General features: G+C 53.1%; 22 protein-coding genes. 10 read left to right on the top strand and 12 right to left on the bottom strand.

All coding sequences use genetic code 11. The features are described from left to right. The first annotated feature begins 1 nt into the window (after position 1). Positions 2 to 784, top strand: a complete 783-nt coding sequence (locus ABGB15_RS19925; RefSeq protein WP_215723569.1) for a hypothetical protein — start codon at positions 2 to 4, stop codon at positions 782 to 784. A 35-nt stretch (positions 785 to 819) separates the two neighbouring features. On the opposite strand, the gene uvrA is transcribed toward ABGB15_RS19925, so the two are convergent. Continuing rightward, complete coding sequence (uvrA, locus tag ABGB15_RS19920; protein ID WP_152083054.1) at positions 820 to 3,642, bottom strand: excinuclease ABC subunit UvrA; 2,823 nt, start codon at positions 3,640 to 3,642, stop codon at positions 820 to 822. Between the two features lie 251 nt (positions 3,643 to 3,893). Between uvrA and ssb1 the strand changes: the two genes are divergently transcribed. Next, complete coding sequence (gene ssb1 / locus ABGB15_RS19915; protein ID WP_023310055.1) at positions 3,894 to 4,424, top strand: single-stranded DNA-binding protein SSB1; 531 nt, start codon at positions 3,894 to 3,896, stop codon at positions 4,422 to 4,424. 42 nt (positions 4,425 to 4,466) lie between these two features. Here the strand turns inward: ssb1 and ABGB15_RS19910 are convergent, their stop codons facing one another. The 4 genes from ABGB15_RS19910 to ABGB15_RS19895 all read right to left on the bottom strand — a co-directional run bounded on the left by ABGB15_RS19910 (position 4,467) and on the right by ABGB15_RS19895 (position 8,534). Continuing rightward, on the bottom strand, positions 4,467 to 5,453 hold the full coding sequence (locus ABGB15_RS19910) for an EAL domain-containing protein (protein WP_152083055.1): 987 nt from the start codon (positions 5,451 to 5,453) through the stop codon (positions 4,467 to 4,469). A gap of 12 nt (positions 5,454 to 5,465) precedes the next feature. After that, a complete protein-coding gene (locus ABGB15_RS19905) occupies positions 5,466 to 6,230 on the bottom strand; it encodes an EAL domain-containing protein (RefSeq protein WP_215723570.1) in 765 nt (254 codons plus the stop codon). Positions 6,231 to 6,311: 81 nt separating this feature from the next. Then, entirely contained in the window at positions 6,312 to 7,805 is a 1,494-nt protein-coding gene (locus ABGB15_RS19900) for a sensor domain-containing diguanylate cyclase (RefSeq protein ID WP_215723571.1), read from the bottom strand. Between the two features lie 480 nt (positions 7,806 to 8,285). Next, on the bottom strand, positions 8,286 to 8,534 hold the full coding sequence (locus ABGB15_RS19895) for a hypothetical protein (protein WP_152083058.1): 249 nt from the start codon (positions 8,532 to 8,534) through the stop codon (positions 8,286 to 8,288). Between the two features lie 170 nt (positions 8,535 to 8,704). Here ABGB15_RS19895 and ABGB15_RS19890 point away from each other — a divergent pair, with 170 nt between their 5' ends. Further along, entirely contained in the window at positions 8,705 to 9,697 is a 993-nt protein-coding gene (locus ABGB15_RS19890) for a lysozyme inhibitor LprI family protein (RefSeq protein ID WP_152083059.1), read from the top strand. On the opposite strand, the gene ABGB15_RS19885 is transcribed toward ABGB15_RS19890, so the two are convergent. Genes ABGB15_RS19885 through ABGB15_RS19855 form a run of 7 tightly spaced genes read right to left on the bottom strand, consistent with a single transcriptional unit; the run spans position 9,694 to position 15,935 of the window. Then, positions 9,694 to 11,790, bottom strand: a complete 2,097-nt coding sequence (locus ABGB15_RS19885; RefSeq protein WP_369064267.1) for a flagellar biosynthesis protein FlhA — start codon at positions 11,788 to 11,790, stop codon at positions 9,694 to 9,696. The two genes, ABGB15_RS19890 and ABGB15_RS19885, sit on opposite strands and share 4 nt — an antisense overlap. After that, positions 11,777 to 12,910: a flagellar biosynthesis protein FlhB gene (gene flhB, locus ABGB15_RS19880; protein WP_152083061.1), complete on the bottom strand. Its 1,134-nt coding sequence runs from the start codon at positions 12,908 to 12,910 to the stop codon at positions 11,777 to 11,779. The genes ABGB15_RS19885 and flhB overlap by 14 nt, the downstream gene beginning before the upstream one ends. Next, positions 12,910 to 13,683 carry a flagellar biosynthetic protein FliR gene (fliR, locus tag ABGB15_RS19875; RefSeq protein WP_215723572.1) on the bottom strand — a complete coding sequence of 258 codons (774 nt, stop codon included), beginning with the start codon at positions 13,681 to 13,683 and terminating at the stop codon, positions 12,910 to 12,912. The genes flhB and fliR overlap by 1 nt, the downstream gene beginning before the upstream one ends. A 6-nt stretch (positions 13,684 to 13,689) precedes the next feature. Continuing rightward, positions 13,690 to 13,962, bottom strand: a complete 273-nt coding sequence (gene fliQ / locus ABGB15_RS19870; RefSeq protein ID WP_095442794.1) for a flagellar biosynthesis protein FliQ — start codon at positions 13,960 to 13,962, stop codon at positions 13,690 to 13,692. Positions 13,963 to 13,964: 2 nt separating this feature from the next. Continuing rightward, complete coding sequence (gene fliP, locus ABGB15_RS19865) at positions 13,965 to 14,717, bottom strand: flagellar type III secretion system pore protein FliP (RefSeq protein WP_215723573.1); 753 nt, start codon at positions 14,715 to 14,717, stop codon at positions 13,965 to 13,967. After that, positions 14,714 to 15,115, bottom strand: coding sequence for a FliM/FliN family flagellar motor switch protein (locus ABGB15_RS19860; protein WP_152083064.1), 402 nt, complete (start codon positions 15,113 to 15,115; stop codon positions 14,714 to 14,716). The genes fliP and ABGB15_RS19860 overlap by 4 nt, the downstream gene beginning before the upstream one ends. Further along, positions 15,108 to 15,935 carry a FliM/FliN family flagellar motor switch protein gene (locus ABGB15_RS19855; RefSeq protein WP_225903580.1) on the bottom strand — a complete coding sequence of 276 codons (828 nt, stop codon included), beginning with the start codon at positions 15,933 to 15,935 and terminating at the stop codon, positions 15,108 to 15,110. The genes ABGB15_RS19860 and ABGB15_RS19855 overlap by 8 nt, the downstream gene beginning before the upstream one ends. Before the next feature lie 536 nt (positions 15,936 to 16,471). On the opposite strand from ABGB15_RS19855, the gene ABGB15_RS19850 reads away from it, so the two are divergent. Genes ABGB15_RS19850 through fliJ form a run of 7 tightly spaced genes read left to right on the top strand, consistent with a single transcriptional unit; the run spans position 16,472 to position 23,109 of the window. Further along, positions 16,472 to 17,503, top strand: coding sequence for a sigma-54-dependent Fis family transcriptional regulator (locus ABGB15_RS19850; protein WP_152083066.1), 1,032 nt, complete (start codon positions 16,472 to 16,474; stop codon positions 17,501 to 17,503). Positions 17,504 to 17,524: 21 nt separating this feature from the next. Further along, complete coding sequence (gene fliE / locus ABGB15_RS19845; protein WP_152083067.1) at positions 17,525 to 17,899, top strand: flagellar hook-basal body complex protein FliE; 375 nt, start codon at positions 17,525 to 17,527, stop codon at positions 17,897 to 17,899. Between the two features lie 9 nt (positions 17,900 to 17,908). Next, positions 17,909 to 19,588 (top strand): flagellar basal-body MS-ring/collar protein FliF, encoded by a 1,680-nt coding sequence (fliF, locus tag ABGB15_RS19840; RefSeq protein ID WP_152083068.1) that lies wholly within the window; start codon positions 17,909 to 17,911, stop codon positions 19,586 to 19,588. Continuing rightward, on the top strand, positions 19,563 to 20,597 hold the full coding sequence (locus ABGB15_RS19835) for a flagellar motor switch protein FliG (RefSeq protein WP_215723574.1): 1,035 nt from the start codon (positions 19,563 to 19,565) through the stop codon (positions 20,595 to 20,597). The genes fliF and ABGB15_RS19835 overlap by 26 nt, the downstream gene beginning before the upstream one ends. A gap of 3 nt (positions 20,598 to 20,600) precedes the next feature. Further along, the gene (gene fliH / locus ABGB15_RS19830; RefSeq protein WP_152083070.1) at positions 20,601 to 21,347 is read left to right on the top strand and encodes a flagellar assembly protein FliH; all 747 of its coding nucleotides are present in this window, start codon (positions 20,601 to 20,603) and stop codon (positions 21,345 to 21,347) included. Beyond that, the gene (fliI, locus tag ABGB15_RS19825; RefSeq protein ID WP_152083071.1) at positions 21,340 to 22,659 is read left to right on the top strand and encodes a flagellar protein export ATPase FliI; all 1,320 of its coding nucleotides are present in this window, start codon (positions 21,340 to 21,342) and stop codon (positions 22,657 to 22,659) included. The genes fliH and fliI overlap by 8 nt, the downstream gene beginning before the upstream one ends. 6 nt (positions 22,660 to 22,665) lie before the next feature. Continuing rightward, positions 22,666 to 23,109 (top strand): flagellar export protein FliJ, encoded by a 444-nt coding sequence (fliJ, locus tag ABGB15_RS19820; RefSeq protein WP_215723575.1) that lies wholly within the window; start codon positions 22,666 to 22,668, stop codon positions 23,107 to 23,109.

The raw sequence follows: 23,109 nt of genomic DNA, 5'->3' as shown, positions 1-23,109 counted from the left end.
CATGGACAGCAAAGTATCCATTCCCACGGAGTCGACAGCGCAAAACGACTCTTCTTTACCACGGCAAAAGATAGGGGGAATTGTTCTTTATGGAGGGATGGGCATTATTGCCTTTCTTCTTATTATCGCAATTATGGTTTTGTATCGAACAACTGGTGATAAAGCTACATTAGATAATATCTTTCCCCTTGTTAAAGATCTGATTATGATTTTATTGCCTGTTATTTCGGCATGGATCAGTACAGTAATTGCCTTCTATTTTTCTCGGGACAGTTTAAATGCTGTTACACAGCATGCGCAAGATATTGCAACTGCTCTGGCTGGCGATGATAAATTAAAGGCAATTCTGGCAAGCGAAGTAATGCGGCCCATGGATGAAAAATTTGTGGTTATGCAAAGAGACGGCAATTATGCAGAAATAAAACTGTACAATGACTTGCTGGATGCGAAAATGAAAGACAGAAATATTACGCGACTGCCTGTGCTGGATAGTAATGGGGTTGTGCAATATATTATCCATCAAAGTATGATCACCGAGTTTATTGCCCGCAACAGAAATATCACCGATCCCACTTTGCAAGATTTACTCAACGAGCCGACCTGTAAAGCCATTTTCACCCGCTTTGGCGTTGTAGGGACTAAGGCGACGCTACTGGAAGCGAAAAAACAGATCGATCAGGATAGAGAATGTCAGGATGTTATTGTGACCTTGAGTGGTGAAAGAGCCGCGCAAGCAATCGGCTGGATTACCAATACGATGGTTGAAGAGAAAAGCAGGGTCTGAAAACCACAACCCTGCGGCTGTGGTTTTCAGAATGATTACAGCAACGGTTTAAGGAAGCGCGCGGTGTGCGAGGCTTCGCACTCAGCAACGGTCTCTGGCGTACCGGAGACGAGGATTTCACCGCCGCCGCTGCCGCCTTCCGGACCGAGATCGACAATCCAGTCTGCAGTTTTAATCACGTCCAGGTTGTGCTCAATGACCACAATGGTGTTGCCCTGATCGCGTAACTGGTGCAGCACGTCCAGCAGTTGCTGGATATCGGCAAAGTGGAGGCCGGTGGTCGGCTCATCCAGAATGTAAAGCGTCTGACCGGTGCCGCGTTTAGACAGCTCACGCGCCAGCTTCACGCGCTGCGCTTCACCGCCGGAGAGCGTCGTGGCGGACTGCCCCAGACGAATGTAGGTCAGGCCCACGTCCATCAGCGTCTGCAGCTTACGTGCCAGCGCAGGGACGGCGTCAAAGAACTCACGCGCCTCTTCGATGGTCATATCCAGCACTTCGTGGATGGTTTTGCCTTTGTACTTAATCTCCAGCGTTTCGCGGTTATAGCGCTTGCCTTTGCACTGATCGCACGGTACGTAGATATCCGGTAGGAAGTGCATCTCAACCTTAATCACACCGTCGCCCTGGCACGCTTCACAGCGGCCACCACGCACGTTAAAGCTGAAGCGGCCTGGCGTATACCCGCGCGAGCGTGATTCTGGAACGCCGGCAAACAGTTCACGTACGGGCGTAAAGACGCCGGTATAGGTCGCCGGGTTGGAGCGCGGCGTACGTCCAATTGGGCTCTGGTCAATGTCGATAACCTTATCGAAATGTTCCAGCCCCTGAATGTCGCGGTAAGGCGCAGGCTCGGCCAGCGTCGCACCGTTCAGCGCCGTCTGCGCAATCGGGAACAGCGTATCGTTAATCAGCGTCGATTTACCGGAACCGGAGACGCCGGTGATACAGGTGAACAGGCCAACAGGCAGCGTCAGGGTCACGTCTTTCAGGTTGTTGCCGCGCGCGCCGGTCAGCTTCAGCACTTTTTCCGGGTTTGCCGCAACGCGCTGTTTCGGTACTTCAATCTTGCGCTTGCCGCTCATGTACTGGCCGGTCAGCGACTCCGGCACCGCCATAATGTCTTTCAGCGTCCCTTCCGCAACCACCTGACCGCCGTGTACGCCTGCACCCGGACCAATATCGATCACGTGGTCTGCAGCGCGGATCGCATCTTCGTCGTGCTCAACCACAATCACCGTGTTGCCGAGGTTACGCAGATGGACAAGCGTGCCGAGCAGACGTTCGTTATCGCGCTGGTGCAGGCCGATGGACGGCTCATCCAGCACGTACATTACGCCGACTAAGCCCGCGCCGATCTGGCTCGCCAGACGGATACGCTGCGCTTCACCACCGGAAAGGGTTTCAGCCGAGCGGGAAAGGGTCAGGTAGTTCAGGCCAACGTTCACCAGGAACTTCAGACGATCGCCGATCTCTTTCAGCACTTTTTCGGCGATTTTCGCGCGCTGGCCGGAGAGCTTCAGGTTGTTGAAGAAGTCCATCGCGTGGCCGATGCTCATGTCTGAGATGGTCGGCAGCGCCGTATTTTCGACAAACACATGGCGCGCTTCGCGACGCAGACGCGTGCCGTCACAGGTGGCGCAGGAGCGGTTGCTGATGAACTTCGCCAGCTCTTCGCGCACTGCGCTGGATTCGGTCTCTTTATAGCGGCGCTCCATATTGTGCAGCACCCCTTCAAACGGGTGGCGACGCACGGAGGTATCGCCGCGATCGTTCATGTATTTGAACTCGATGTTCTCTTTACCGGAACCGAACAGGATCACTTTGTGTACGTTTGCGCTCAGGCTGGCCCACGGGGCTTCAACGTCGAACTTATAGTGCTCTGCCAGCGATTTCAGCATCTGGAAGTAGTAAAAATTACGCTTATCCCAGCCGCGAATGGCCCCGCCCGCCAGCGACAGCTCCGGGTTCTGGATCACGCGGTCCGGGTCGAAATACTGCTGTACGCCCAGGCCGTCACACGTCGGGCACGCGCCCGCCGGGTTGTTGAACGAGAACAGACGCGGTTCCAGCTCGCGCATGCTGTAGCCGCAAATCGGGCAGGCAAAGTTGGCGGAGAAGAGCAGCTCTTCCGCTTTCGGGTCGTCCATATCAGAGACCACGGCCGTGCCGCCGGAAAGCTCCAGCGCCGTTTCAAACGATTCTGCCAGGCGCGTTGCCAGATCTCCACGCACTTTGAAGCGGTCAATCACCACTTCAATAGTGTGCTTCTTCTGCAGCTCCAGCTTTGGCGGATCTGACAAATCACACACTTCGCCGTCGATACGGGCGCGGATATAACCCTGGCTTGCCAGGTTTTCCAGCGTTTTAGTGTGTTCACCTTTACGCTCTTTGATGATCGGCGCAAGCAGCATCAGGCGTTTGCCTTCCGGCTGCGACAGCACGTTATCCACCATCTGGCTCACGGTCTGGGCCGCCAGCGGGACGTCGTGGTCCGGGCAGCGCGGCTCACCCACGCGTGCATACAGCAGACGCAGGTAGTCATGAATTTCGGTAATTGTACCGACCGTTGAACGCGGGTTATGCGAGGTGGATTTCTGCTCAATAGAGATAGCAGGAGATAACCCTTCAATGTGGTCTACATCCGGTTTTTCCATCAGCGACAGGAACTGACGTGCGTACGCAGAGAGTGATTCAACGTAACGACGCTGCCCTTCGGCATACAAGGTGTCAAAAGCCAGTGAGGACTTGCCAGACCCCGAAAGCCCGGTCACGACAATGAGTTTGTCGCGTGGGATTATGAGGTTGATATTCTTGAGATTATGGGTGCGCGCGCCCCGAACTTCGATCTTATCCATTCACCTTTCCCGGTTGGAACACGGATTGCCTGGTTTGTTTGAAGGACAAACGGCTGTCAGAAACGGCTAATTATGACACAATTTGACCTGTTTGAATATACAGTATTGGAATGCATTTTCTGATTCGCTGTGTAACAATGTTGAGTTCGCGTAAGAACTCTGGAATCCATCTCGCAGCTATCAAAATGCAGCATGGAAATGGTACACTCGCGCGTTACACTTATTAAGAAACGTATTCAGGAGACACGAACATGGCCAGCAGAGGCGTAAACAAGGTGATTCTCGTCGGTAATCTGGGCCAGGACCCGGAAGTACGCTACATGCCGAGTGGTGGCGCAGTTGCCAACATTACGCTGGCTACTTCCGAATCCTGGCGTGATAAAGCGACCGGTGAAATGAAAGAGCAGACCGAATGGCACCGCGTTGTGCTGTTTGGCAAACTGGCTGAAGTGGCGGGTGAATATCTGCGTAAAGGTTCTCAGGTGTATATTGAAGGCCAGCTGCGTACCCGCAAATGGACCGATCAGTCCGGCGCTGAGAAGTACACTACGGAAGTGGTGGTTAACGTAGGCGGCACCATGCAGATGCTGGGTGGTCGTCAGGGCGGTGGTGCACCGGCAGGTGGCGGTCAGAGCCAGCAGCAGGGCGGTTGGGGTCAGCCTCAGCAGCCGCAGGGCGGCAACCAGTTCAGCGGCGGCGCGCAGTCTCGTCCGCAGCAGCAGTCTGCGCCGGCTCCGTCTAACGAACCGCCAATGGACTTCGACGACGATATTCCGTTCTAAGTCCTGTCACGCTTCATATAAAAAAGCCCTTTTGGGGCTTTTTTATTGGGCGCGATAGTGCTGTAAGAATCCAACAAAATCACGAAAACAGAGCGGCTTAGAGAAAAAATAACCCTGCAGGCAATCGATTTGATTCGCTTTGAGGTAATCGACCTGGTAGTCATATTCCACTCCCTCAGCCGTGGTCAGAATGTTCATCCGCCTGGCCATATCAATCACGCAGTCAATCAACGGCGTGGCGGTATCTTTCGAGATCTGACGGATAAACATACGGTCAATTTTAATGCTGTCGGGATTCAGGTTGGATATAAACGCCAGGTTAGAAAAGCCCGTGCCAAAATCATCCAGCGCAATTTTGATTCCACTGCGTTTTATATGCGCCACTTTCTGCACGATATCATCGCACATAGCGATATTTTCCCGCTCGGTGATCTCAAAAACCAGCGTTATGCCCAGCGCGTCAAAAATGGGTGCCCAGTAATCAACGAACAGCTCAAAATGGCTATCCACAACGTGGGTATAACTGATGTTGAGATTGAGCTTAAAGCCAGGCTGCAAGGTTACAATGCCCTGCTGCAAATCATCGACCACCTGTTCCATCAGGCTGTCCGTCAGGTTCATGATAAGCCCGGTACTTTCTGCTACAGGAATAAAAACGTCGGGGGGAATAAAACCCAGTTCATTATGATGCCAGCGGGCGAGGACCTCCGCGCCCGAAACCGTATTGGTTTGGGCACAGATAAGCGGCTGGTAATGCGGATGGATCTGATGCAGTTTGATGGCATGTGCCAGCTGTGAATAGAGTGAATGCCGTCGGGCTGCCAGTAGCCAGGTGAGAAGAGCGACAGTCGTCGACAACAGTAAAATAATCCCCCCGCCTGTCAACGAAGGCAGCGAGAAACGGGTACTTGCGCCCAGTTCCAGAATTTTCCAGACCAGCGCAGTGGTGACAACCAGGGTCAGCAGGAATGCAGCAAACGCCGCGAGGAACCGGTATCGCTGTTTGCGCAGGAAATGCTTTTGATACATATCAGGGACGCCTTACGCGCGTTCTGGCTGCATGTACTGCTGATGAAATGCTTCCTTACTGACCGGGCGCGAAAACAGAAATCCCTGACCGTATTTCACGCCGTGGCGAAGCATTGAGGAAACGTGCGTGTAGTTTTCAACGCCTTCAATAATGGCGTCGATATCCCACTGCGCCAGGTGATCCAGCATAGCGTAGGTTCGTTCAAGGTTTCCCGGAGCCAGACAACTGCGGTCCAGCTTGACGTAATCAGGCATATACAGCGCCAGCCGCGACTGCAGCGTGGCGATGCAGTCTATACCGTCCCAGGCCAGATTCATCCCTGCATCGCGCAGGCTGGTGAGATTAAGGCTAACCTCGTCATCCGGTGCAGCGTTACCGTCGGTTATCTCAAAGATAATCTGGCGCGGCGTAAGATTATATTTTTCAAGCAACGCCAGTACCCGTGCGGCGAAGCGCCCATCCTGCAGCTGAATCCAGGAGATATTGAAGGTAAATATTTGCGTGTCGCGGACGTCGGGTTTCTGACGGGAAATATACTCAAAAGCCTGGGCCATAATGTAATCGCCCATGGATACGATCCCGCCGCTCTTCTCCAGCTCATTGATAAACAAATGGGGAGGAACAATATGACGCCGGTGAGTACCGCGCACCAGCACTTCGCCGCCAATGCAGACGAACCGTGAGAGATCAAAAATAGGTTGAATAACAAAATCGATACCCGCATCGAGTTTATTTTTTTCGACACACTGCATCACAAAATGTGTACTTTTTTCCATGCCAGCCTCGTAGCCACAACTCTACAGCGTAAAACGACACAACGACTGTTCAACTTAAATGGGTGGGAGAAATAGATCGCATTAGCGGGAGACGATTTTGTTTTTGCCCGTTTTCTTTGCTTCATATAAAAACTTATCAGCATGAGCAATCACTTCAGGCAGCGAGCCTCTCCCCATCTGACAAAGCCCTGCGCTGAATGAGACTTTCAGCTCGTTCTCCCTGAAATGGCGGGTATTAACGGTTATTCGCCACTTTTCCAGATAACTTATCGCTTTTTCCTGAGAGATGCCGTTAAACAGGATGGCGAACTCTTCACCACCGTAACGATAGAGGGTGATGTTCTCCAGCCCACGTAGCCGCAACCCTAATTCGGCCACGGTTTTTAGCACAATATCCCCCACGGCATGGCCCCAGGTGTCATTAATGTTTTTAAAATTATCGATATCAACCATGGCAAGGTACGCCAGGGGATCGCTGTTACACTGTGCGGCATCAGCATCAAAAGCGCGGCGGTTTTTGAGGCCGGTTAACCCGTCGGTCAGTGCTTCATGAGCAATATTTTTCTGCCGCTGCTGTGAGTTATGAATTTCTTCAAAAATAAGTTCTTCGACGGCAGTGGGTTTGATCGCCCCGTTTCGGATGCTGGTGGCTATGCGCATAAAAATGGCGTTCATTGCGGAGCGGGTAGCCCACCAGCAGAAAAACAGCATCACCAGCGTAAACAGTATTCCCCAGAGGATAGCAATACATTGATTCCAGACCTGGTTGTTGAGTTCACTCTCGTCCACCTCATGCATGACCAGCCACGATTCAGACGTGATGGAACGGTAGGCGTAATAGTGTGAATCCATGACAAAATCGCCGCGAAATTCTCGGGCATAACGCGCGAGAGCTTTAAGTTTGGCCGGATCAATCGGGTAACCCGGATTGATAACCAGTTCGCCCCCACGGGTCATTACAAAGGTGTTGCTTTTGGTGGGCGGCTGGGCGGTATTCAAAATCTCCGTGCTTTTATCCATGTTCAGATTGAGTGCCAGCACGCCCTGGTTCGAGCCGTCTGTGCCATTGATGACCGGCAGAGAAAGGGTTATCACGCGCTCTTTATTGGCGAAAGGGTCTCTGCTCACCGTGAAATGTGCAGCGTCTGAATTCTCTATGGAGAGGGTGAACCAGGGCTCTTTACCGGGTTCCCAACTGGAAGCGGCTTCGACATAGGGTAAACGAGTGAAATGCCCCTTGTTATCGGCATGAATAATCGAGATTGCATCAGGCATAATACGCAGGCGCTCGATCATCCAGTTTCTTAATGTATGCTCGCTTTTGGCATCACCATCAAACTTATGCTGATCGGCGGCAACCCTGGCCATTTCTTTTACACTGTTTTCATAGCCCGCCAGGTACTTATCAAGGAAGGTTGCCACGTTATTGATATAAAGACGGTTTTGCCGTTTATATATTTCGACGGCTTTCGTCCACTGCGTATGGAAGGTCAGAAGCCCAACCAGCACAAATGTCACAGCCAGTACCGAGAAGCAAATGTTTAGCGGTCTTCTGAAATTTAGACTTTCGATCACTGAATACTCCGGAAATCTCTACTGACACCAAATCAGAGCTATTACTCGCACGGATAAAACGCGCAGCGTATTGAGGGATGGTTAAAAGCAGTGGTATGCGGTCTTTCTTACTGGATGTAAATAAATCAAAGGGGAACATAACACGTTGAATAAATACTACCGTCTCGCCATTTGATTGTCAAAGTCGATCGAATGATCAATATCGATCGATAAAATCAATCATCGGAATTGTTGTTAAAAACTATACGTAATACCGATCGATAATTTGGGATTAATTGGTCAAAACGATCTTTATTCAGAGGTGTAAAGATAAAGGTCTTTATAATCAGTGGATTATGCGAGGAGGTGTAAATGTTTTGTCACAGGGGATGGCACGATATTTTCGAATTAAAAGGAAAATATCGAGAGGAGATCATAAAATGGGAAATAGAATTTCCTTTTTAAGGGAAAATCTATTTCCCGTGAGCGAGTAAATGTTAATTATTCCTGTCTCACGTCATACTCTACGAGCGTCCAGTTAACAGGATAACCATTTTGCCAGGGAAGTGTTTCCCCTTTTTTAACATTTACAACATTTTTAATCGCAGGGTTATCAATTTGCCAGTAACCGCTTTGAGGGCAAATATTCCCGCTGGAACGTCGGGTTCCTAATGGACTCCGTGACGGTTCGGTCTGCGAAACATTAGCAGTTGTCGTTGCCACAGTCAGATTGCTGCTATCAATTTTCATTATCATGCTACCCTTATGAATACATCCATTATTCAAGCGCGGCAAAATAAGAAGATAACTTAACAGTTTATTTTCATTATTTATTCATATAGACATTGTTTAGAGTTTATATTGCAATAGATGTTATCATTCGCCACAATAGCCGCCCTTTTGCATGAAAGTTGAACAAAATGACGCGTCGCATTTTTAGCAGCCTGTTTTTTCTGATGTTATTTTTCAGTGGCAGCGCGCTCGCGGTGAATTGCCAGCGGGCCGTTACGCCCCTCGAAAATACCATTTGCAACAATGACAACCTGCACTGGCTGGATAGCACGCTGTCGGTTGTCTATCATCAGGCCCTTCAGAACGAAGGCGTCGAAGGCAGCAATAAAAAATACGACGATTGGGAAAAGCTGCTGGAAAAATGCACAACCGATGCCTGTATAGAACGCGCGTATTACGCAGGCATCAGCGCGCTGTCCAACACTGACCGTGATTTCAAATGGGAAGGCAAATGGTGGAACATGCTGGCACCAAACATGAGCGGCGGCGTGATCCAGTTCAGCCATAATGCCCAGTGGAGCGTCACCCTCGATATTCGCGCCTGGGCAGGGCTGAATAAAGATGAGTTTACTGCAGAAGCCCGCCGGTTGTATGGAATGCTGGTTGTGGAAAAGATGGTTGAAACCAGTAACTGCAAGCTGCTGTTGATCCCTGAAAAAGATGGCTCATTACAGGTCTACAGCAACGCCGATTGGGGGTGCCGGTTATCCATGCCTGCCGGGGTGTTCCTGGACGGGGCTTACAGGCTCTCTGAAGACGATCCCCGCCCCAAACCCACGCTGCTGTCGCTGGGAATTTTCCCGACCCAGGAAATGGATGAAAAATTCCGCAGCCTGGTCGGGGATGATTATCAGAACTTCGTCAACAGCGCGAACGTGTATATCTACCAGAACGATATCGATAACATCGGGGCTCGCGTGCTCTCTATGTGGGTACAGGGCGCTGCGAACAGCAGAACGGCCATCATCATGTATACGCCAAAAGGCGAAATCTGGGCAGGCCGGATCTCGCCGGTGAAAGGCGGTGGCCTAGAGCTGAACTATTACAGCACCGAAGGCCGCGACCAACGCAAAATGCCGCGCACGTTGGCCGCATGGAAATTACGTTTTTTAGATAATTAAGCCAGCGTTCCCACAATTGTTAAATCACTGTCATCAGGCACTTCGTTATAAGACAACACGTGCAGATTGCTGGCAAACAGACGGCCATAGCGTGAAATTAACGGCCTTAACTGTGGCGTGACCAGCAGCAACGGCGGCATGCCTTTCGCTTTCATCTGTTCCTGAATGATCGGCATCGTGTTTTGCAGCTGCGTCAAAATGTTGGGGTCAACGGCAAAACTGTCCAGCGCCACTTTCCCCGCCTGCTGGGATTGGTTGAGCGCACCGAGAAGAATGTTTTCCAGGGCGTTATCGATGGTATAAGCCGCCAGCTGTTGCCGATCCCCGTTGATAGAATGGATGATGGCGCGGCGCAGCGCGTAACGCACATCTGACGTCAGCAGGATCGGATCTTTGGTCACCGCGGAGCTTTCTAACAGGGTGGAAGCGATAGTGACAATATCTTTCAGGGAAACCTGCTCCAGCAGCAGCTGACGATATACGCGCAGGAGAAGGCTGAAATTCAGCGCGTTGGTCAAATCTTCCGCCAGTTTAGGGGCCTGTAGCGCCAGGCGAGCATGCAGATGCGTAATATCGTCGTAATTGAACAGGTCGGGCAGATGTTGACGGGCGATTTTATTCACGTGCGTCGCCACCACGCTGGCGCAATCCACCACCTGATAACCCAGGTTCAACGCCGTGGCTTTTTGTTCCGGATCGATCCAGACGATCGCCATGCCATAAGCGGGATCGGTATCCAGCACGCCATCAATTTCGCCATACAGTTCCGCTCCCGGAATAGCCATCAGCTTATCGGCATAAACCTCGCCAAGCGACGTTCGGATACCGTTGATGTATATCGCATACTGGGCGGGTTTCAGGCGGAAGTTTTCCCGGATGCGGATCTCCGGCAACAGTACGCCACACTGCTCTGAAACCACCTGTCGCACGCCGCGGATACGCTGTGAAAGCGGGCTGCCTTTGGCCGAATCGATTAGCGTGACCAGCTTGTAACCGAGGTTCAGGCCAATGGGCTCCACCAGCGGAATACTTTCCCAGTTGATACCGGGCGTGGTATCCGTTGCCAGCGCATCGTTGATGGCGTCGTAATCGGTCTCTTCTTCCGCGGGTTTAACCACTTTACTCTGTCGCCAGGCGGCAAACAGCAGCAGCGCGGTAAAGCACAGAAAGGCGATGTGCGGCATGCCCGGTACAATCGCCAGAATAAACATGACGAACGCGGCGGTGTACAGCACATGGGGCTTCGCCAGCAGCTGCGTTTTGATCTCGTCGCTAACGTCGTCGCCGTCGCTGACGCGGGTAACAATAATTGCGGCTGCGGTTGCCAGCAGCAGGGAAGGGATCTGTGCGGCCAGACCATCACCGATCGTCAACAGCACGTACTGCTGGAACGCGTGGCTGGCATCAAGATTGTATTTGAAAATACCGATGCAGATCCCGCCGATGACGTTGATGATCAACACCATAATACCGGCGATGGCGTCCCCGCGAACGAACTTGGAGGCCCCGTCCATTGCGCCGTAGAAATCGGCCTCTTTGCTCACCTCTTTGCGGCGGTCTCGTGCCTGGTTCTGGTTAATCAGCCCGGCGTTGAGGTCTGCATCGATCGCCATCTGTTTACCCGGCAGGGCGTCCAGCGTAAAGCGAGCAGAAACCTCAGAAATACGCTCGGCCCCTTTGGTGACCACCACAAAGTTGATGATCATCAGGATGATAAAGACCACGAAGCCGACGACGAAATCGCCGCCGATCACCACCTGGCCGAACGCCTCAATCACCTTACCCGCCGCGCCTTCGCCTTCATGACCGTGCAGCAACACCACGCGGGTGGATGCCACGTTCAGCGTCAGGCGCATCAGTGTGGTGATCAGCAACAGCGTCGGGAAGACGGCAAAATCCAGTGGACGCTGCATATTGACCGCGACCAGCAGAACCACCACCGCCAACACAATGTTGAAGGTAAATAAGATATCCAGCATCAGCGGCGACAATGGCAACATCACCATTGCCAGTACGCTAAGAAGCAGTATCGGGACGCCCACGTGCCCTTTACGGAGTATGGCAAGCGTCTGCTGTAACTTACTGTTCGCCATCGGCTTTTAAGACCTCTTTTGGAATGTTGATCTGCCTGTTCAGGCGGGGTTTTTGTTCAAGCTGGCCGGTACGCCAGGATTTAAGCTGCATGACATAAGTCAGCACGTGCGCAATGGCGCGGAAAAGCTGCGCGGGAATTTGCTGGTTCACGCGCGTGGTGTGATAGACCGCGCGCGCCAGCGGAGGAAACTCCACAATTTCAATCTGATGGTGTCGGGCCACGTCGCGAATATAGAGTGCAATGTCATCCATCCCTTTCGCCACGATGTAAGGCGCTTCGGCTTTTTTCGGGTCATATTTCAGCGCCACCGCATAGTGCGTGGGGTTGGTAATAATCACGTCAGCGTCGGGTACGGTACGGCTGATTTGCCCCATCGCCATCTGACGTTGTAGCTGGCGAATACGTCCCTTGATTTGCGGGTTACCGTCGTTGTTCTTGTACTCCTCTTTCACCTCTTGCTTGGTCATGCGCATTTTTTTGGTGAACATAAATTTGGTCAGCGGCACGTCAAGCAGGGCGAAAATGACAATCACGGCAATGAAATAAACCAGCACGTGATGCAGGATGCCAAAGCCCTGGTGGATCGCCTGGTTCAGGCTAAGGCGTTGCAGATGCAGCAGCGGATTCAGTGAGCTGTGCACCATGCTGTACAGCACCGCCAGAATGATGCCGCACTTGAGCATCATCTTGCCGACTTCAACGTAGTGGCTACTGGAAAACATGCGCTTCACGCCGCTAATCGGGCTGAGTTTTTTAAAATCTGGCGTCAGCTTTGATACGGTAAAAATCCAGCCGCCGGGGACCAGGCTTGCCACAACGCAGGCGATCGGAATCGGTGCCAGCGTGGCGATAAAACGGATAATCACCCAGACGTTGAGCATCAAAAACTGGCTTAATGCACCGTTGTCGTCGAGCCGTCCGGCCATCATGCCTACCGAGGTAAACGACTCCTCCACCAGCTGTTTGTAATAGGGAAAAAACGTACCCATGGTGATGAATGAGGCCAGCAGGCCCACGGCCATAGTGAGGTCTTTGGAACGGGGTAAATCCCCCTTTTCGCGCGCTTTGCGTAGCTTTTGCGCTGTGGGTTTTTCGCTTTTATCGCCACCGGCAGCCATTAGTGGCTCCTCACGGCTTCGAGCCTGGCCAGGATTTCATTGGTCAGATTGAGGTAGTGATCGGGAATATTGTTCATCATCAACGAGATGCAGAGCAGGCCGAAGAGCATGCTGATAGGAAAACCCAGCGAGAACAGGTTCAGCGTGGGTGAGACGCGGTTAAGCAACCCAAAACCGCCCTGCACAATCAACATGACAAAGGTTGTCGGGATGGCGATAAGCGTTGCGGAGGACATGATCCAGCCCAGGCTTTGCGCGATAAGCAGTAGCGTCGGTTTGTTAATCGCCTGGCCGATGGGCCACCAGACAAAGCCCTTGTAGAGAATGGTCACCACCAGCAGATGCCCGTCCATCACGAAAAAGAGCAGCCCACAAAAGGTGTAGATCATCTGGGAAATCACCGTGGTCGAACTGCCGTTCACCGGGTCGTTCATCATTGCCATGCCGAGCCCCATATTCATCGAAAGAATATGTCCGGCGGTTTGCAGCGCGACAAACACCAGCTGCATCGCCATCCCAAACAGCATTCCCCACAGCAGTTGTTCACCCGTGAGGAGGAGCGTGCGCATCGAGAACAGCTCGTTCAGCAACACTTTTTCAGGCAGCATCGGCGTGATGATGACGGCCAGCACCAGGGCGAGCACGGTTTTAATCCGACGGCTAAAGGCGCGGTTGTCCAGTACCGGGCAAAAGTGCAGAAACGCCAGGATGCGAAAAAACGGGAAGACTAACGCCAGCAGAGGGTTAATCAGCGCATGAATATCGATGCCCATTGCCTGCTAACCCACCAGTGCCGCCGCCTGCTGAAAAATATTAACGGTGAAGTCGACCAGTTGGGTCAGCATCCATTTACCGCCAATAATCAGGACCGCCAGCGTCACCAGAAGGCGAGGCAGAAAGCTCAGGGTCTGTTCGTTAATTTGCGTTGTGGCCTGGAAGATACTGACGCACAGGCCGACAATCAGGCTGGGTACAATCGCGACAGCAGAGATAACCAGCACCAGTTTAATGCCGGTCGCCATGATGTCCCCGGCGATATCCATTGTGACCACAGCTATAGCCCCTGCACGCTTGAAGTGAGTGTACCGACGATGAGCGTCCAGCCGTCACACAGCACAAACAGCATCAGCTTGAACGGCAGCGAGACAATCAGCGGCGAAAGCATCATCATCCCCATTGCCATCAAAATACTGGCGACAATCAGGTCAATGACCAGGAAAGGGATGTAAATCATAAAGCCGATCTGGAAAGCCGTTTTCAGCTCGCTCAGCAGGTAGGCAGGCGTGACGACGGTTAAATCCTGCTCTTTCGGATCGCCCGTCACGCCCGCAATCGTCATCATTTGCGACATCGCTTTATTGCTGGTTTGCGCCAGCATAAAGTTTTTCAGCGGCACTTCGGCCTTACCAAACGCCTGTTTCATGGTGATTTCGTCATTCTGAAACGGCACGATGGCGTCCTGATAAACGGTGGTCCATACCGGGCGCATCACCAGCAGCGTAAGCGCCAGCGCGATCCCGGTAAGTATTTTATTGGGCGGGCTTTGTTGCAGACCGAGCGCCTGGCGCAGGATCGCCAGCACGATAATGAAGCGCGTAAAGCAGGTCATCATCATTAGCATCACCGGCAGCAGACCCAGCAGGGTCATCAGGATCAGGATTTCAATCTTGACGTTATAATCCTGGCCGCCGTCGGTGGTTGCTGAGCTGAACAGCGTAATGTCGCCATTGGCAGCCAGCAGTTGCGGGGAAAAGAGCAAACCGCCCAGCAGTAGCCAGGGCAGTGCGATGCGAAAACGCGCGATCATGGTGTCAGCTCGCCCAGCTCTTTGCTGTTGAACTCCAGAATACGCAGGCCGTACTTATCGTTCAGCACCACGGCTTCGGCTTTACCAAACAGAATGCCGTTCACCTTGATGTCCAGGGGCTCGCCCGCCATTTTATCCAGTTCAATCACCGAGTCGTGGCCTACGGTCAGGAGGTCGGCCAGCGACACGTCAACGGAGGCGACTTCCAGCGTCAGCGTGACCGGAATGCGGCTAAACAGCGCCATTTTGCGCAGATCGTCAATGCCGGACGACGTTTCCGGTTCTGCCTGGAGATCCAGACGAATATTGCCCTCCACGGTCTCTTCGCGCGGCATCTCTCCGAGATTCAGGTCGCCAAAATCCAGGGACTGGCTCAGGTCTTGTTGCTGATCACTCATAATGCTTCTCAATGGTTCTGTCATTAAATTCACAGAGTAATAACTTGCCGCGATCTTCTGCGATTTTGGCGTCAAAAATCTGTTCTTTTCCGATATACACCGGAACGCTTTCATTAATGTTTACGGGAATAATGTCGCCAGGCTTGATTTTCGCCAGTTGGGAAACCGTCAAATTGAGGCTGGCAACATGCCCGCTGAACTTCAGCGGCATGCTGTAAAACAGGCGTTCGATTTGCGACGGGGTCGGTGCTGCCTGACGGCCCGCCTGCTGTTCTGTTTCAGGTGAGCGCAACGTGGCCAGCATTTGGTCCACGTGGGCGTTATCAAACAGCAGCGTGAAGCTGCCTTCCTCATACCCTTCCAGCGTGAACGTCACGCACCATGACCACTGATTAATCACGGTGGTGTTGTCGCTTTTAATCTCTATATTCTGGCCGAAGATCGCTTCGTCAATCAGGAGGCGCGTCAGATCCAGACCGATTTTATTTTTCAGCCTGTCTTCTGTTTTTGTGATCGGCTGATGAATATCCAGAGATTTATTACGGCTCTCTTTACCCAGCCCGTAATAGTCATGAAGAATTTGTAATAACAATGTACGGTCAATATTAAATGCAATGGACCCGAACGGCGTTGAAAACAGCTGCGTGTTTTTATAGTTCTGATCGATAGCAAAGCTCATCGATTTTAAGGCAACGTTGACGCGAAGTTTTTTCAGGAAATAAATGCTCAAACGGGCATCGAAGATATCGAAGCTGTCATTCATCAATTTTGGCAGCTTATGCCACGGGCGGCCAAGTTTGCTCACATCGAGCTTTACCATATCGGGGAGCGCCTGACGTTGGTAGATTCTGATTCTCTGTGGAGCAACTGACATAGGGTTTCCGCATAACGTTAGCCATAAGCGCAGAAGGTTAACTCTTTCAGGGATTTGCTTATCGGCAGAAAAATATTTAAGTTTTGTTTAACCGTGTCGCTTTGTAAATGCGCCGGTTTACCGCTTCATAACGACCCTGGCATGGAGGGCTTTATTAGGGATATGAATTAGACGCTGTTTATAGGTTATAATCAAGACGGTAAAGATTATTAATTCGTTATTTTGGGACGATTAATCATCATTAATATTTCCTCTAACCTATTGAAATATATGAATTAAGATTTTAATACCCATTAAAAACAAGACAATTCCTAACCTGCCGTTATAATGCGCAAAAGTCATGAGTTTCCGTAGTGTTTACGCATTCGGTTAATTCATTTTGTCCATATCGAATACTTGCCTTTTAATAATGCGCCAACAATGGCGTAGCAGGCCCGTATGCGCTTCAGGCTAACAATTATCTTAAATGTTGGTGAGTTGTTATGAGTATTGTTATTGAACATGAAGTCCGTAATGAAAATGGATTTGTTGCCAGTGCGCCTGAAAGCGTAAATGTATTTTCATTAGCACGCCGTGTTGCCAAATATAATGTATCGGTACTTATTACAGGCGAGACGGGGACAGGTAAAGAGTGCGTTTCACGTTACATCCATGAAAATGCATTAGGTGCTGATGCACCGTATGTGGGTGTGAACTGTGCCGCCATTCCTGAAAGTATGCTGGAAGCGATTTTATTCGGCTACGAAAAAGGCGCATTTACCGGTGCGGTAACAGGCGTTGCCGGGAAATTTGAACAGGCAAACGGCGGAACGTTGCTGCTGGATGAAATCGGTGATATGCCACTCGCGCTTCAGGCAAAATTATTGCGCGTGTTACAGGAGCAGGAAGTTGAGCGTTTGGGGAGCCATAAAAAAATCCCACTGGATATTCGTCTGGTTGCCTCCACCAATAAAGATTTGCAGCAGGAAATTGCGGAAGGGCGTTTTCGTCAGGATCTGTTTTACCGTATTTCGGTTGTTCCCATTCATATTACCCCGCTGCGCGAACGCCGCCTGGACATTATCCCGATGGCATTGCGTTTTATCGCCAAATATAAAGCCTTTCACAAAGGCAATATTCGCTTAAGCGACGAAGCCCGCCATGCGCTGCTGGCCTATGACTGGCCGGGTAACGTCCGCGAACTGGAGAATGTCATTCAGCGCGGGATGATTCTGAGCAACGGCGAAGTGATCACTGCAAACGACTTTGGTTTGCCCGTTCCTGCGTCGCTGAGCCCCGTTTCGGCTGTTGAGTTGATGCCTGCCTACCGTGAACCGCAGACGGCTCCGTCCGCCATTGGCAACGTTAAACTGCATGGCCGGATGGCAGAGTACCAGTACATCATCGAATTACTTAAGCGCCATAACGGCAATAAGTCCAAAACGGCCGCTTTCCTGGGTATCACGCCGCGTGCTTTACGTTACCGACTCGCCGCAATGCGCGAGGAAGGTATCGATATCGAATGCTACTCATAACGCACGCAAGAGACTAACGACATGGACAAAATTAACGCTATCGGTATGTCAGCCAGCCAGCAGGCTATGCTGGACCGAATGCATACCACGGCTGCGGTGGCCTCTTCAGGTGCGCTGAGCCACTCCGCTTTTATCGCGCCGGGGGCGACCTTATCCGGCGTCACGGGCGCACATGAACTCTCCTTCTCGCAGGTCCTGAATAATGCCATCGACAATGTTGATGGCCTGCAGCACGCCGCAGGAGCAAAACAAAAGGCCATTGAGCTGGGTCAGAGCGACGATCTGGCCGGGGCCATGATTGAATCGCAAAAAGCCAGCGTGGCCTTTTCCGCCATGATGCAGGTGCGTAACAAGCTCACCACTGCGCTTGACGAAGTGATGAATACTCCGCTGTAAGGTTTCCTCGTGCTGACTAAGTTAAAAGAGACATTTTCTGCATTTCCCCTCCCGGCAGGCCGCCTGAAACCGCAATGGCTTATTGCGGCAGGCACCCTTTTGCTGACCGGGGCCATCGTATTTTCGCTCTGGCGCAGTAACCAGGGTTACGTTGCGCTGTACGGCAGTGAAGAAAAGCTGCCCGTGGCGCAGGTTGTTGAGGTGCTGGGGGCCGAATCGATTGCCTACCGCGTTAACCCGGACAACGGGCAAATTCTGATCCCGGAAGACAAACTGCCGCGGGCGCGTATGGCGCTGGCGGCAAAAGGGATTACCGCCGTGATGCCGGACGGCTACGAGCTGATGGACAAGGAAGAGATGCTGGGCAGCAGCCAGTTTGTCCAGAACGTTCGCTACAAGCGCAGCCTTGAAGGCGAGCTGGCCCGCAGCATTATGGCGCTTGATCCGGTTGAGAACGCGCGCGTCCATCTGGGGCTGAGCGAGGCCAGCTCCTTTGTGATGACCAACAAACCGCAAAGCAGCGCGTCGGTGATGCTTCAACTGCGTTATGGCAAACATCTGGATGAGCAGCAGGTTGCGGCAATTGTACAACTGGTTGCCGGGAGCGTGCCTGGCATGCAGGCCGCCAGCGTGCGGGTGGTGGATCAGGCCGGGAATTTGCTGTCAGAAAACGGTCAGCAGGGCAGCAGCAACATGGCGAACATTCGCCAGGGCCGCGATGTGATCGAACGTATCAAAAACGAAACCATCAACAATATTGCCGGTCTGTTAACCCCGCTGTTTGGCAGCGATAACTTCCGTATCAGCGTGACGCCCAGCGTCGACATGAGCAGTGTGGAAGAGACGCAGGAGCGCCTGGGCAAAGAGCCGCAAATCAGCGATGAGAACATCTCGCGGGAAAACACCACCAATGAACTGGCTATCGGGATACCGGGTTCACTGAGCAACCGTCCGGTTAACCAGCCTGCAGCACCGGTTACGCCACCGATGGCCGCGAATCAACAGGCCGCACAGACTCAAACGCAAACCAGCACACCGAGTTCCCTCTCCAGCCGCAGCCAGGAGCAGCGTAAGTACGCCTTCGACCGCGATATTCGTCATATCCGCCATCCGGGTTACAAGCTCGAGAAACTGCGCGTGGCGGTGGCGTTAAACCAGGCTGCGCCTGCGCTTGCCAGCATGACGCCAGAGCAACTGACGGCACTGACAAGGCTGGTGGAAGATGCCGCAGGCATTGAAAAGTCGCGCGGCGATTCGCTTACCCTGGACAGGCTGGCCTTCGTGGAAAAAACCGTAGATGGCATGCCGGAACTGAAGTGGTGGCAAGACCCGAATATTCAGTACTGGGGGCAGAACGGCGGGATCGGCATGTTGATTTTACTCACGCTGCTGTTCGGTCTGCGTCCACTGGCACAGCGCTATGGCCGTCGTGAACCGGCGGAGCTTGCCGCAATAGAGGGCTCCGCTCAGACCGAGGCTATCGAAAATAACATGGTGACGACTGAAGCGGGTCTGTCGGGGCTGCCAGGGCCAGCCTTCAATCAGGATGGGGAACTGCCACCGCAAAGTTCTGGCCTGGAAACTAAGGTGGAATACCTGCAAATGCTGGCGGAAAACGAAACTGAACGTATGGCCGAAGTATTGAAACAATGGATCAACAGCAATGAGCGAACTGACAGTAAGCAATAGCAGTAAAGGTAGCGTAAAAACAGGGCGCAGCCGACTGGAACAGGCCGCCATTCTGTTGCTCAGCGTCGGTGAAGAAGCGGCGGCAAAAGTGATGCAGAAGATGAACCGCGATGAGGTGATCCTGCTGAGCGACACCATGGCGCGTCTGCATGGCGTGAAGGTCGACCACGCCCGCCACGCGATGAATAACTTCTTCGATGATTACCGCGAGCAGAGCGGGATCAACGGTGCGTCACGCAGCTACCTGCGCGGCATTCTGGAGAAAGCGCTGGGGGGCGAAATTGCCAGCAGCGTAATTAACGGTATCTACGGCGATGAAATTCGTCACCGTATGGCACGTCTGCAGTGGGTGGATGTCCCGCAACTGGCAGCGCTGATTGAGCAGGAGCACCTTCAGCTTCAGGCGGTATTTCTGGCGTTTCTGCCGCCGGACGTGGCGGCGGGCGTGCTCAGTGCGCTCTCGCAGGAGCGTCAGGACGAAATCGTCTGGCGTATCGCACGTCTGGATGACGTCAACCGTGACGTCATTGACGAGCTGGACAGGCTGATTGAGCGCGGTGTGGCGGTGCTCTCCGAGCATGGCTCGAAAGTGATCGGTATTAAGCACGCCGCCAACATCGTTAACCGTATTCCGGGCAACCAGCAGCAGTTGCTGGAACAACTGCGTGAGCGTGATGCTGACGTAGTGGATGAGCTGGAACAGGAAATGTACGAGTTCTTCATCCTCAGCCGCCAGACGCCTGCCACCCTGCAGCGCCTGATAGAAGAAATTGCCATTGAAGAGTGGGCGATTGCGCTCAAAGGCACCGAGCCGGTGCTGCGCCAGGCCATTTTCAACGTTATGCCAAAACGCCAGGTCACCCTGCTGCAATCCACCACTACGCGTCTGGGGCCTGTGCCGGTCAGCCGCGTTGACCATGTGCGTAAAGAGATCATGGCCACGGTGCGCCAGCTGGCAGAAGAGGGTGAAATTCAGGTGCAGCTGTTTGCCGAGCAGACCATGGAGTAACCCATGTATAAAAAACAGAGCTTACCCCTGAGTGCACTGACCAATAGCCGTCAGGCGGTGATCAAGCCGCGTTTGCACAAATTCCCGCCGCTGCGTAAACGCCGCGTGGTGCAAGGACATCCTGAAGAAAGTACGCATGCCGTCGACGGGGCGGCCATTCAGGCGCAGCTTCAGCAAGGTTTTCAGGATGGCCTGAACAGCGGTTTTGCGCAGGGAATGGAAGAGGGCAAAGAAGAGGGATATCAGGAAGGGCTGCGCCTGGGTTTTGACGAGGGCGTGCGTAAAGGGCGCTCCGAGGGAAAAATGCAGGCGCGTCAGCAATTTCTGGAAGCTGCCCATCCCCTGGACAGCATTATCGCGTCGATGGAAGCGTTCATGGCGAACTATGAACAACGCCGCCGCGAAGAGCTGCTGCAACTGGTGGAAAAAGTCACCCGCCAGGTGATTCGTTGCGAACTTTCCCTCCATCCGACACAAATTCTCACCCTGGTGGAAGAGGCGCTTAGCGCATTACCGCAGCAGCCGGAGCAGGTCAAAGTGCTGTTAAACAGCGACGAGCATCGCCGTATCAGCGAGGCGGAGCCTGAAAAAGTGGTGCACTGGGGGCTGACGGCCGATCCCGAACTGCCGCCCGGCGAGTGCCGCGTGATCACCAACACCACCGAAATGGACGTTGGATGCCAGCATCGCCTTGACCAGTGTATGGATGCCCTGAAAGCGAACCTGCTGCCGGAATCTCACGATGAGTGACGCCGATTTCGAGCAAGTCCTCCGCTCCCTGGAAAACATTAACCTGGCGCGTGTGGCGGGCAGGCTGGTACGCGTCGCCGGGATCTTGCTCGAATGCGTGGGTTGCCGTCTTGCCGTGGGCCAGCTTTGCCAGGTCGAAGGCGCGGAGGGGGAGTTGATTGACGCGCAGGTCGTGGGATTTGATCGCGATGTCACGTTCCTCATGCCTTTTAAACAGCCCGCAGGGTTGATTGCAGGGGCGCGCGTCTACCCGATGGATAAACAACACGGGGTTTTGATTGGCGATCAGTGGCTGGGACGCGTGGTTAACGGCTTAGGTGAGCCGATAGATGATCAGGGCAAGTTGACCGGAGACACGGTGCTGCCACAGCAGTTGCCGCAGGTGCATCCTCTGAAGCGCCAGCCGGTAGACGCTCCGCTTGACGTCGGTGTACGGGCGATCAATGGCCTGCTGACTATCGGCAAAGGACAGCGTGTGGGGCTGATGGCGGGCAGTGGCGTGGGGAAAAGCGTGCTGCTCGGGATGATCACTCGCTACACCCAGGCGGAAGTGGTGGTGGTAGGGCTCATTGGCGAGCGTGGCCGTGAAGTAAAAGAGTTTATTGAGCATTCGCTGGGTGAGGCCGGACGCCGTAAGTCGGTGATCGTGGCAGCACCGGCGGATGAATCGCCGCTGATGCGTATTAAAGCCACTGAGCTGTGCCACACCATTGCCAGCTACTACCGTGACAAAGGTAAAGATGTCCTGCTGCTGGTGGACTCCCTCACGCGATATGCCATGGCGCAGCGTGAAATCGCGCTCTCTCTGGGCGAACCGCCAGCCACCAAAGGTTATCCACCTTCGGCGTTTGGCTTAATCCCCCGGCTGGTTGAAAGCGCGGGCAACAGCGAGAGTCATGGCTCCATGACCGCGATTTATACCGTGCTGGCAGAAGGCGATGATCAGCAAGACCCGATTGTGGACTGCGCTCGCGCCGTGCTGGACGGGCACATTGTGCTGTCGCGCCAGCTGGCGGAAGCCGGACATTATCCGGCGATCGATATCGCGCAATCTATCAGTCGTTGTATGAGCCAGGTGACGCAGCGGGAACACCAGCTTTCCGCCCGAACCCTGAAGCAGCTTTACGCTGAATATCAGAGCATCAAACCGCTGATCCCCCTCGGCGGCTATGTGGCGGGTGCCGACCCAATGGCTGACAAGGCGGTAAACCTCTCGCCAGCGATTACCCGATTTCTGCAGCAGGAAGTGCAAAACGCCGCGCCGCTCGACAAGACCATTGCCGATCTGAACGTACTGGCGCAGGCAGGATAATTCACGATGAAGAAGATCATTTATACCCTTGAGCAACTCCACCAGATGCGTAACCGCGCGGTGCAGGATCTCAGCGTTAAACTGGCCTCCCAGCAGCAGCTGTGCCAGCGGCTGGAAAAGAACATACACGCGCTGTCGAACCTGGTCACCAGCACCGTTCAGGAGATACAGGGGAGTGCGGTAATGCTCAGCAATCAGTCGGTCTATAAGCGCCATATTCAACGCGTCATTGACTGGCAAAAGCAGGAGCAGGCGCTGGCAAGCGTGGAGGCGCAAAAGCTGCAGGGAAATCTGCTGGCGGAATCGCGCAAAGAAAAAAGTCTGGAGCAGGTGCTGGCATCCCGACGTGATGCGCTTCGCCTGGCGCAGGAGCGCCGCGATCAGAAAATCACGGATGCCATGTCGGCACAGTGTTGGTTACGACAACAACAGGCACAACGGCAGCGATAA

It is taken from the genome of Enterobacter sp. MALB-1 (assembly GCF_041021625.1).
Lineage (GTDB): Bacteria > Pseudomonadota > Gammaproteobacteria > Enterobacterales > Enterobacteriaceae > Enterobacter > Enterobacter oligotrophicus.
Note: the sequence above shows the minus strand (reverse complement) of the source record. Positions and strands in the feature narration are given on the sequence as shown.